The 10,401-nt window shown below is 62.4% G+C and carries 10 protein-coding genes; 5 read left to right on the top strand and 5 right to left on the bottom strand.

The window, feature by feature from the left end:
* Positions 1 to 63: 63 nt before the first annotated feature.
* Both E0H22_RS08935 and E0H22_RS08930 read right to left on the bottom strand, forming a co-directional pair.
* Positions 64 to 1,380 carry an MFS transporter gene (locus E0H22_RS08935; protein ID WP_233025304.1) on the bottom strand — a complete coding sequence of 439 codons (1,317 nt, stop codon included), beginning with the start codon at positions 1,378 to 1,380 and terminating at the stop codon, positions 64 to 66.
* A gap of 185 nt (positions 1,381 to 1,565) precedes the next feature.
* Complete coding sequence (locus E0H22_RS08930) at positions 1,566 to 2,981, bottom strand: FAD-binding oxidoreductase (protein WP_233025303.1); 1,416 nt, start codon at positions 2,979 to 2,981, stop codon at positions 1,566 to 1,568.
* A gap of 80 nt (positions 2,982 to 3,061) precedes the next feature.
* On the opposite strand from E0H22_RS08930, the gene E0H22_RS08925 reads away from it, so the two are divergent.
* On the top strand, positions 3,062 to 3,568 hold the full coding sequence (locus E0H22_RS08925) for a thioesterase family protein (protein WP_233025302.1): 507 nt from the start codon (positions 3,062 to 3,064) through the stop codon (positions 3,566 to 3,568).
* 132 nt (positions 3,569 to 3,700) lie between these two features.
* Here E0H22_RS08925 and E0H22_RS08920 read toward each other — a convergent pair whose 3' ends face one another.
* The 3 genes from E0H22_RS08920 to E0H22_RS08910 form a co-directional block, all read right to left on the bottom strand.
* Positions 3,701 to 3,877, bottom strand: coding sequence for a DUF1328 domain-containing protein (locus E0H22_RS08920; protein ID WP_233025301.1), 177 nt, complete (start codon positions 3,875 to 3,877; stop codon positions 3,701 to 3,703).
* 298 nt (positions 3,878 to 4,175) lie between these two features.
* The gene (locus E0H22_RS08915) at positions 4,176 to 4,496 is read right to left on the bottom strand and encodes a DMT family transporter (RefSeq protein WP_233025300.1); all 321 of its coding nucleotides are present in this window, start codon (positions 4,494 to 4,496) and stop codon (positions 4,176 to 4,178) included.
* 271 nt (positions 4,497 to 4,767) lie between these two features.
* Positions 4,768 to 5,517 (bottom strand): F0F1 ATP synthase subunit A, encoded by a 750-nt coding sequence (locus E0H22_RS08910; RefSeq protein WP_233025299.1) that lies wholly within the window; start codon positions 5,515 to 5,517, stop codon positions 4,768 to 4,770.
* A 241-nt stretch (positions 5,518 to 5,758) separates the two neighbouring features.
* Between E0H22_RS08910 and E0H22_RS08905 the strand changes: the two genes are divergently transcribed.
* The 4 genes from E0H22_RS08905 (at position 5,759) to E0H22_RS08890 (ending at position 10,367) form a co-directional block, all read left to right on the top strand.
* Entirely contained in the window at positions 5,759 to 8,299 is a 2,541-nt protein-coding gene (locus E0H22_RS08905; RefSeq protein ID WP_233025298.1) for an ATP-dependent helicase, read from the top strand.
* A gap of 2 nt (positions 8,300 to 8,301) precedes the next feature.
* A complete protein-coding gene (locus tag E0H22_RS08900; protein WP_233025297.1) occupies positions 8,302 to 8,583 on the top strand; it encodes a type II toxin-antitoxin system HicB family antitoxin in 282 nt (93 codons plus the stop codon).
* Between the two features lie 100 nt (positions 8,584 to 8,683).
* Positions 8,684 to 9,604, top strand: a complete 921-nt coding sequence (locus E0H22_RS08895; protein ID WP_233025296.1) for an ABC transporter ATP-binding protein — start codon at positions 8,684 to 8,686, stop codon at positions 9,602 to 9,604.
* A 1-nt stretch (position 9,605) separates the two neighbouring features.
* Positions 9,606 to 10,367 carry an ABC transporter permease gene (locus E0H22_RS08890; RefSeq protein ID WP_233025295.1) on the top strand — a complete coding sequence of 254 codons (762 nt, stop codon included), beginning with the start codon at positions 9,606 to 9,608 and terminating at the stop codon, positions 10,365 to 10,367.
* Positions 10,368 to 10,401 lie beyond the last annotated feature (34 nt).

Genomic DNA, 10,401 nt, shown 5'->3' with positions numbered 1-10,401 from the left:
AGTCACAGCATAACCCGCAGACGCGGCTGTGCGAAGCGTTGCACCAATCCCCTGCACTTGCGCTCAGCCGCGCGAAGCCTGTTCCAGCGCCTCACGCGCAGCCTGGGCGCGATGCAGCCGGCCGGCGACGACCCTCACCTTGCGCGGCGCCGCCATCCAGATCGCGGCGGTCGCGAGCAGGCAGACCACGATGCCGAGCGCGAAAGCAACCGTGTAGGTGCCGTAGTGGTCGTGCAAAACGCCAGTCACCAGCGGCCCGGCAGCCCCCCCTGCCAATCCGGCCAGGGTCAGCGTGCCGAAAATGCTGCCAAAATGTTCCCCGTGAAAAATTTCGAGCACCACCGCGCCCATGACGGAGGTCACACCATAGCCGAGCAGACCTTGCGCGATCACCATGACATAGACCAGCGCGATGCTCGGCACATATTCGAGCAGGATCAGCGTGGCGTAACAGATGACGAAGCCGACGCCGCTCACCGTCCAGATCCATTCGCGGCCGATGCGGTCCGACAGATGACCGAGAAAAATCTGTCCGGGCACGCCGAACAGACTGACCAGCGCGAGCGCCCAGGCGGCGACGGTGGGCGAGAAGCCCACATCGAGCAGATACTTCGTCTGGTGGACCTGGACCGCGTACCAGGCATACAGGCCGCCGAACAATCCCAGCGCCAGCCACCAGAAACGCGCCGTACGAATCGCACGGCCGAGCGTCCAGTCGGTGCTGGCCCAGGCGGAATCGACGATGTTGGAGACCTGCTTGGCCGACGGATGCGGCGCAGCATCACCGTCGGGCAACAGTCCCATGTCCTGGGGTTGCTTGCGCAGCAAGAGATTGATCGGCACCAGCACGATCAGAACGACGAGGCCCATGGCGGTGCAGGCCGTGCGCCAGCCGGTCTGCTCGATCATCGACTGTACCCATGGCAGCACCGTCATCGAACCGATGCCGACGCCGGCGAAAGCAAGACCGATCGCCAGGCCGCGCTTGCGGCTGAACCAGTTCGGCAGAAACAGCGATTGCCCGGAATAGCCAAGGCAGATGCTGCCGGCGCCGACGAGAACACCGATGGTCATATAGAGATGCCAGGGCTGGGTGGTGAGCGGCGCGAGCAGAAGCCCGGCCCCCATCAGCACGGTTCCGAGCTCCATCACCGCGCGCGGGCCGCCGCGGTCCATCAGCCTGCCCATCAGCGGGCTCATGATTGCGGAAACGAGAAAGCCGAAGGAAAAGGCGCCCGCGGTGACACCGCGATCCCAGCCGAATTCAGAGATGATGGGGGGAAAAAGCAGTGAAAACGACGTGCGGGCATTCACCCCGATCGCCATCGTCACAAAGGTGACGGCGACGATCACCCAGCCATAGAAGAACGGCAGCCGCATCGGTCGATGCCTTTTTCTTGGACGCCAGGGCGTCGCATTCCCAAGGTCCGCGGCGGGGTCGCGGCACAATTTTTACAAGCAAATTTATCTATCGCACCTCATAGGTGTTCGAGGACCATCCGTCCATGCGACGAAAGCAGCGTTTCGCGCACAAAATTTGCGCGAAACGCTGTGGCCGCCGTGCGTCAGGCTTGCGGCAGAATCTTGCCGGGGTTCAGGATATTGTCGGGATCGAGCGCGCGCTTGATCGCACGCATGGCGTCGAGCGCTTCGGTTCCCAATTCGTCCTTCATGTATTTCTGCTTGCCCTGGCCGATGCCGTGCTCGCCAGTGCAGGTGCCGCCCATCGCCTGGGCGCGCTTGACCAGGCGGTGCATGAACTCCTCGGCGCGCTCGACTTCGCCGGCATTGTTGCGGTCGCAGACCAACGAACAATGAAAATTGCCATCCCCGACATGGCCGACGATCGGCGACAGGAGATTGAAGCGCGCGAGATCTTCCTCGGTCTCACCGACGCAATCGGCAAGGCGGGAGATGGGCACGCAGACATCGGTGGCCGCGACGTCCGACCCCGGCCGCAGGGCCTTGACCGACCAGTAAGCGTCGTGCCGGGCCTGCCAGAGCTTGGTACGGTCCTCGGGCTTGGTGGTCCAGGCGAAATCGCCGCCGCCGCATTCGAGGGCGATCTCGCGAAAATTCCTGGACTGTTCGGCGACCTCCGCCTCGCTGCCATGGAATTCGAGCAGAAGCAGCGGGGTTTCGGGGAGCGTCAGCTTCGAATAGGCATTGCTGGCTCGCACCTGCGCTTCATTCAGAAGTTCGATGCGGGCCACCGGAATGCCGGTCTGGATCGCGAGGATCACGGCCTGGCAGGCGCCGCGCACACTGTCGAACGAGCATGACGCCGCCGCTATCGTTTCGGGAATGCCGCGCAGTTTGATGGTGAGTTCGCTGATGATGCCGAGCGTGCCTTCGGCGCCGATGAACAGATGCGTCAGATCGTAGCCGGCCGAGGACTTCTTGGCGCGGGTCCCCGTCGTAATGATCTCGCCATCGGCGCGGACCACCTTCAGCGCCAGCACGTTTTCGCGCATGGTGCCGTAACGCACCGCATTGGTGCCGGACGCGCGGGTCGAGGCCATGCCGCCAAGCGAGGCATCGGCGCCGGGATCGATGGGAAAGAAAAGGCCCTGGTCGCGCAGATGCTCGTTGAGCGCCTTTCGGGTGACACCGGGCTGAATCACGCAATCGAGATCCTCGGGATGCACCGCGAGAATTTTATCCATGTCGCGCAGGTCGATGCAGATGCCGCCGGCGGGGGCATTGACCTGCCCTTCCAGCGACGTTCCTGTCCCGAACGGGATCACCGGGACCTTGTTGGCGGCGCAAATGCGCACGACGTCCTGGATATCCGCCGTCTCCTGCGCGAACACGACGCCGTCCGGCGGCTGGTTCGTCAGCCACGTCGTGGTGTGGCCGTGCTGTTCGCGAACCGCCTGGGAGGTCACGAACTTGTTGCCGAAGCGCGCCGTCAGCGCCTCGAGTGCGGCCGCCAGAGCTTTCGGCTCGGGGTGCTTCAAATGCGATTCGATGTTACCCACGGTTGTCCCTTTCAACGGGGCGCGACCGTGACAAAGCTTGTATAAGCGGTCAAGAGACGCGATGTGGAAATGGGATGGGAATGACCGAGATCAACGAATTGCTGCGCCGCCCCGCCGTGTTCAAATCCTCGATCATGCAGATCGAGCCCCAATGGATCGACTATAACGGCCACCTCAACATGGCCTATTACAACGTGCTGTTCGATCGGGCGGTGGATGAACTCTGGCTGCAGATCGGTATGGGACCTGATTACCTGAAAGAGCGAAACAACTCGTCCTTCACCGCAGAGTGCCACGTGCGCTACGTCCGGGAAATCCACCTCGGCGATCCCGCGCAGGTGTCCATTCTCGTGGTCGCCGCCGACGAAAAGCGCATTCATACGTTCAAGGAACTACGCCATGCCACCGAAGGCTGGCTGTCGGCTACCTCGGAAAACATGACGCTGCATATGGATATGACGGCGCGCAAGGTGGCGCCGTTTCCACCGGATATCAACGCCAATGTCCGGGCGCTAGCGGAGGCCCATTCCAGCCTGGACAGGCCCGAAGGCGTCGGACGCAGCATCGCGATGCCGGCAAAGAAATAGTCGCGCTCTAACGAACCGGTCCCGGAGGCGGCGCAACGCATAGCGTTACTCCGCGGAGCCGGGACCATTTCAAACGCTGTCTCTTGGTACGTGTCCCGGCACTGCATCCGGGACACGATACGACGTCCGACGCTACAGACTATTACCGCGACCGCGAACCAGGCCCACGACGGCCGAGATCAGGAACAGCACGACAGCGATAAAGAAGATCGCCTTGGCGATTTCGACGGATGCACCGGCCACGCCGCCGAAGCCGAGAACACCGGCGATCAGCGCGATAACGAGGAATGTTACGACCCAGCTCAGCATGACACGTACCTCAGTTACGGTTGGTTGGTTCACTGCGCGAGCTCTGACGTCGCGCTCGATGCCAAGACAAGCCGCGTGTCAAGTGAAAGTTCCGGACGAAATACCGGCGATCATCACGGAAATGAGAGGGTTAACGGTGCTGCGTCCCAGGCGCGATGCAGCGCGCTTACTGCTTCGCAGGACCGGGACGTCACAGGCTCCGGCGTGCTGGTACGGTCCCGGCTCTGCGAAGCGGCACTTGCGGCGAAGCTTCGCTTCGCCTGCGCGCCGCATCGCGTCCGGGACAAGAGGATCGTGGCTAATCGACCGTGGAGAGCTTCATCATCACGATGCCAACGACGATGAGTGTGCCTGCCGCGAGGCGCATCGCATTGGCGGACTCGCCAAGCACGACGATACCAACCACAAAAGCGCCGACAGCGCCGATGCCGGTCCAGATCGTATAGGCGGTCCCCAGTGGCAGCGTCTTCATCGCGATCGAAAGCAGCGCAAAGCTGGCGATCATCGCGACAATCGTGATCACGCTCGGCACCAGAATGGTGAAGCCTTCCGACTTCTTCATCGAATAAGCCCAACCGATTTCGAGAATGCCGGCTACGAACAGATAAAGCCAAGCCATGATTGGTTCTCCAGTTGATCAGGCCGTCCTGAGCTTGTGAGATACGAAGAGGTCGTCCCCTTCGTTGCCGACCCAGCACTACCGCATGGATCGGAATAGCGCTCGGCCTGCATGGTTCGAGACGCCCGCTTCGCGGGCTCCTCACCATGAGGGTCTTCTATCGTGCCACATACTTTCCCCTCATCCTGAGGAGCGCGTCCTTGCGCGCGTCTCGAAGGATGGCCGCGGGCTACTTGCAGCAATCCCATGCGATAGCCCACACCACCGCTTCTCAGTGGCCGGGATGCAGCGCGTCGTTCAGATACATGCAAGTGAGCATCGTAAAGACATAAGCCTGGATGAAGGCCATCAGGATTTCCAGCGCCGTGATCGCCACGGTCATCATCAACGGCAGGATCGCCGCCACGATACCGATGGCGCCGATCCCCGACAGGCCGACGACGAAACCGGCAAACACCTTCAGGGTGATGTGCCCGCCCAGCATGACCGCGAACAGACGCACCGAATGGCTCACGGGCCGCGACAGATAAGAGATCACCTCGATCGGAACGATGAACGGCGCGAGGGCCATCGGCACATCCGGCGGCATGAACAGCCGGAAGAAGCGCAGCCCATGTTTGGCGATGCCGTAGATCGTCACCACGGCGAAGACCAGAGCTGCCATCGCAAAGGTCACGATGAGATGGCTGGTGACCGTGAAGGAATAGGGCAGCATGCCGATGAGATTGGCGAACAGGATGAAGACGAACAGCGAAAACACCAGCGGGAAGAACCGCAGGCCATGATCGCCGGTGATGTCGCGCAATGTCTTGAGGATGAATTCATGCTGCAATTCGACCACCGACTGCCAGCGATCGGGAATCAGGGCTCGCTTTCGGCTGCCGAGCAGCACGAACATTGCCGCCAGCGCCACCGTGAGCAGCATGAAGGCCGACGAATTCGTAACGACGAGGTCGTGGCCGCCAATCTCGCCAAGACGGACGAGCGGGATGATGTCGAATTGCTTGATCGGGTTCGCCATGCCGGCCCCTTTGAACGGGCCGGGCCGTCCCGGAATGGTCGTCGAAGGTGCGGGTCGTCCCGTACCCCTGCTGGGTAGCCGAGTGGCAGGCCAAGTCAAGCGCCGCAATGTCGCTGTTCCGGGTTCCCATGCGGGGATAACTCTACCGGGGGGCTCCACTTGCCCCTATATGAGCCCAATCCCTGTTAACAAGGCTCCCTTTCGAGACCCGCCGTGCCAGTGTGGGCAGATGACGATTCGCATGACCGACGCCCGCAAAGTGCCTACCAACGACCTCCCCGCCTATCAGCCCGCGGCGGGCGGCATTGCTGCGCGCGCCCGTGCCGCTGCTGCGCCGGCACCGACCTATCTGAGCAATCTCAATCCCGAACAGCGCGAAGCCGTCGAGACGCTGGATGGGCCCGTGCTGGTGCTCGCCGGCGCCGGCACCGGCAAGACCAAGGTGCTGACCTCGCGCATCGCGCATATCCTTTCCACCGGCCGCGCCCGGCCGGGCGAGATCCTGTCGGTGACCTTCACCAACAAGGCCGCGCGCGAGATGAAGCACCGCCTCGGCATCATGCTCGGCCAGGCGGTGGAAGGCATGCCGTGGCTCGGCACCTTCCACTCCATCGGCGGTCGCATCCTGCGCAGCCATGCCGAGCTGGTGCAGCTCAAGTCGAATTTCACGGTGCTCGACACCGACGACCAGATCCGCCTGCTCAAGCAGCTCCTGTCCGCGGAAAATATCGACGACAAGCGCTGGCCCGCGCGCATGCTGGCCGGCCTGATCGACGGCTGGAAGAATCGCGGCCTGACGCCGGCGCAGGTGCCGTCAGGTGAGGCCGCGGTGTTCGGCAACGGCAAGGGCGGCAAGCTCTACAAGGACTATCAGGAGCGACTGAAGATCCTGAACGCCGCCGACTTCGGCGATCTCCTGCTGGAATGCATCCGCCTGTTCCGCGAACAGCCGGATGTGCTGAAGTCGTATCAGGCGCGGTTCAAATATATCCTTGTCGACGAGTATCAGGATACGAACGTCGCGCAGTATCTTTGGCTGCGACTGCTGTCACAGAACTCAGGCGGAGTAGTCACCTCTCCCCGCGTGCGGGGAGAGGTCGGATTGCAAAGCAATCCGGTTGAGGGGGACTCTCCACCTGCTGCGCTCGCGGAGGCAGCCCCTCACCCCGACCCTCTCCCCGCAAGCGGGGAGAGGGAGCAACGCAACATCTGCTGCGTCGGCGATGACGATCAGTCGATCTATGGCTGGCGCGGCGCCGAAGTGGACAACATCCTGCGCTTCGAACATGATTTTCCCGGCGCCAAGGTGATCCGGCTGGAGCGCAATTATCGCTCCACGGGCCACATCCTCGCCGCCGCCTCGCATCTGATCGCGCATAACGAGGGCCGGCTCGGCAAGACGCTGCGCACCGAGGACGAGGACGGCGAGAAAGTCACCGTGACCGGCGCATGGGATTCCGAAGAGGAAGCCCGCGGCATCGGCGAGGAGATCGAGCAGCTGCAGCGCGAGGGCCACAAGCTCAACGACATCGCCATCCTCGTCCGCGCCTCGTTCCAGATGCGCGAATTCGAAGATCGTTTCGTCACCCTCGGCCTGCCCTATCGCGTGATCGGCGGCCCGCGCTTCTATGAGCGCGCGGAAATCCGCGATGCCCTCGCCTATCTGCGCGTGATCAATTCGCCGGCTGACGATCTCGCTTTCGAGCGCATCGTCAATGTGCCGAAGCGCGGGCTCGGCGATGCCACCGTGCAGATGCTGCACGACCATGCGCGCCGCCGCCGCATTCCGCTCTCCGAAGCCGCACGGCAGGTGATCGAGACCGACGAGATGAAGCCGAAGGCGCGCGGCTCGCTGCGCGACCTGATGACGAGTTTCGAACGCTGGCGCAAACAGAGCGAAGTGGTCCCGCACACCGAACTTGCAGAAGTCGTGCTCGACGAGAGCGGCTATACCGAGATGTGGCAGAAGGACCGCTCGGCGGACGCCGCCGGGCGGCTCGAGAACCTGAAAGAACTCGTGCGTTCCATGGAGGAATTCGAGAACCTGCAGGGCTTCCTCGAACACATCTCGCTGGTGATGGACCGCGAGGGCGCGGCGGACGAAGACGCCGTGTCGGTCATGACGCTGCATTCGGCCAAGGGACTCGAATTCGACAATGTGTTCCTGCCCGGCTGGGAGGAAGGCCTGTTTCCACATCAGCGGGCCCTCGACGAGCAGGGCCGCGCGGGCCTCGAGGAGGAACGCCGCCTCGCCCATGTGGGCATCACGCGCGCCCGCAAGCGGGCAAAGCTGTATTTTGCCACCAATCGCCGCATTCACGGCACCTGGAGCACGACGATTCCGTCACGCTTCCTGGACGAGCTGCCGGCGGCGAATGTCGAGATCACGGAATCCAAGGGTGGCAGCGGCTGGGGCGGCGCCGGCGGCTACGGCTCGTCGCGCTTCGACAATCTCGAAGCCTTCGGATCCAGCTATTCGACCCCGGGCTGGCAGCGCGCGCAGCAGCAGCGCGGCCGCAGCGGCGGTGGCGGCTTCAACGAGAGCCAATCGCCGTTTTCGTCCTTTGGCAGCAGCGCGTCGCGCAAGAGGCCGATGGTGATCGAGGGCGAGCTGGTGGCCAAATCCACCGGCATCGAATCCGACTTCTCGTTGGACGACCGCGTCTTCCATCAGAAATTCGGCTACGGCCGCGTCACCAAGATCGACGGCAACAAGCTCACCATCGCCTTCGACAAGGCCGGCGAGAAGAAGGTCGTCGACAGTTTCGTGGAGCGCGCCTGACCATGCCGGTCTATCTCGCCGTGATCCGCAAGGGCGACGACGGCTGCTTCCGCGTCTCCTTCCCCGATCTCCCAGGCCTCGCCACCTCCGGCGACACCCTGGACGAAGCCATCGACGAAGCCGTTGAGACGCTCGAAGACGTGGCCGAGAACTGGGTCAATGCGGACGGTTCGACCACGCTGCCGAAGCCCCGCACCATCGACGAACTGAGCGCCGATCCGGCATTCGCCGATGCGGCGGATGGCGCGACGATCGCGGAGATCGAGTACGAGCCGGCAGGGTAACAGCAAAATCTTCTCTGCGGCGATTGCGGCGGAGCAGACGCATTCCTATGTGTGCCATCCTGCCGCACAGTTCCCACTGCCTCCGCGCCGATTGCCCTGCATGTCACCCATTATTTCCGTTTCCGGCCTCACCAAGAGCTATGCCTCCGGTTTTACCGCGCTGAAGGGCATCGATCTCGACATCAATCGCGGCGAAATCTTTGCGCTGCTCGGCCCCAATGGCGCCGGCAAGACGACGCTGATTTCCATCATCTGCGGCATCGTCAATGCCACCTCGGGCAAGGTACTGGTGGATGGACATGACATCCAGGCGGACTATCGCGCGGCGCGCTCGCTGATCGGCCTGGTGCCGCAGGAGCTGCATACCGACAGTTTCGAGTCGGTCTGGGCCACGGTGAATTTCAGCCGTGGCCTGTTCGGCAAGCCGAAGAACCCTGCGCTGATCGAGAAGATCCTCAAGGATCTCTCGCTGTGGGAGAAGAAAGACAACAAGATCATGGAGCTCTCGGGCGGCATGAAGCGGCGCGTCATGATCGCCAAGGCGCTGTCGCATGAGCCGCAGGTGCTGTTCCTCGACGAGCCCACGGCGGGCGTCGATGTGGAACTGCGCAAGGGCATGTGGGAAGTGGTGCGCGAGCTCCGCGCTTCGGGCGTCACCGTGCTGCTGACGACGCACTACATCGAGGAGGCCGAGGAGATGGCCGACCGGGTCGGCGTCATCAACCGGGGCGAGATCATCCTGCTCGAAGAAAAAGCCAAACTGATGCAGCAATTCGGCAAGAAGCGCCTGAAGCTGCATCTGCAGAGCAAGATCGATTCCGTGCCGGCCTCGCTCGCGCAATACAATCTCGAACTCGGCAATGACGGCATGGACCTGGTTTACACCTACGACACCAAAAGCGAGCGCACCGGCATTACCAGCCTGCTCGGCGATCTGCGCGAGACCGGAATCCGCTTCGCCGATCTCGAAACGACCCAGAACTCGCTCGAAGAAATCTTCGTCAACCTGGTGAGGAAGTGAGATGAACTTCCGGGCCATCGCCGCCATCTACAAATTCGAAATGGCGCGCACCTGGCGCACGCTGCTACAGAGCATCGTGTCGCCGGTCATTTCCACGTCGCTGTATTTCGTGGTGTTCGGTGCCGCCATCGGCTCGCGCATTTCGAATATCGAGGGCGTCAGCTACGGCACCTTCATCGTGCCGGGCCTCGTGATGCTGTCGGTGCTGACCCAGAGCATCGCCAATGCGTCCTTCGGCATCTATTTTCCCAAGTTCATCGGCACGATCTATGAGCTGCTGTCGGCGCCCGTCTCCGCGCTGGAAGTGGTGATCGGCTATGTCGGCGCGGCCGCCACCAAGTCGATCATTCTCGGGCTGATCATCCTGGGGACCGCCGGCCTGTTCGTGCCGTTGCACATCCTGCATCCCGTATGGATGCTGACCTTCCTGGTGATGACAGCGGTGACCTTCAGCCTGTTCGGCTTCATCATCGGCATCTGGGCCGACAGTTTCGAAAAGCTGCAGGCGATCCCGCTGCTGGTGGTGACACCGCTGACTTTCCTGGGCGGTAGCTTCTATTCGGTCAACATGCTGCCCTCGGGTTGGCGCACGGTGACGCTCCTCAACCCAATCGTCTATCTGATCTCAGGCTTCCGCTGGAGCTTCTACGAGATTTCCGATGTCAGCATCGAACTGAGCGTGGCGATGACGCTGATCTTCCTTGCGGTCTGCATGACGATCGTCTGGTGGATCTTCAAGACCGGCTACAAGCTGAAGAAATGATGCGGAAACGAAAACGGCCCGGACTTCTCCGGGC

Origin of the sequence: Rhodopseudomonas boonkerdii (assembly GCF_021184025.1) — a bacterium.
Lineage (GTDB): Bacteria > Pseudomonadota > Alphaproteobacteria > Rhizobiales > Xanthobacteraceae > Tardiphaga > Tardiphaga boonkerdii.
The sequence above is the reverse complement of the archived record's forward strand: the minus strand, read 5'-3'. Positions and strand labels throughout refer to the sequence as shown.

What these genes read in the sequence shown, in the direction of transcription:
- E0H22_RS08895 (WP_233025296.1), top strand. Translation starts at nt 8,684, where the DNA reads ATGTCACCCATTATTTCCGTTTCCGGCCTCACCAAGAGCTATGCCTCC.
- E0H22_RS08920 (WP_233025301.1), bottom strand. Translation starts at nt 3,877, where the DNA reads ATGCTGAGCTGGGTCGTAACATTCCTCGTTATCGCGCTGATCGCCGGT.
- E0H22_RS08905 (WP_233025298.1), top strand. Translation starts at nt 5,759, where the DNA reads ATGACCGACGCCCGCAAAGTGCCTACCAACGACCTCCCCGCCTATCAG.
- E0H22_RS08900 (WP_233025297.1), top strand. Translation starts at nt 8,302, where the DNA reads ATGCCGGTCTATCTCGCCGTGATCCGCAAGGGCGACGACGGCTGCTTC.
- E0H22_RS08910 (WP_233025299.1), bottom strand. Translation starts at nt 5,517, where the DNA reads ATGGCGAACCCGATCAAGCAATTCGACATCATCCCGCTCGTCCGTCTT.
- E0H22_RS08890 (WP_233025295.1), top strand. Translation starts at nt 9,606, where the DNA reads ATGAACTTCCGGGCCATCGCCGCCATCTACAAATTCGAAATGGCGCGC.
- E0H22_RS08915 (WP_233025300.1), bottom strand. Translation starts at nt 4,496, where the DNA reads ATGGCTTGGCTTTATCTGTTCGTAGCCGGCATTCTCGAAATCGGTTGG.
- E0H22_RS08925 (WP_233025302.1), top strand. Translation starts at nt 3,062, where the DNA reads ATGACCGAGATCAACGAATTGCTGCGCCGCCCCGCCGTGTTCAAATCC.
- E0H22_RS08935 (WP_233025304.1), bottom strand. Translation starts at nt 1,380, where the DNA reads ATGCGGCTGCCGTTCTTCTATGGCTGGGTGATCGTCGCCGTCACCTTT.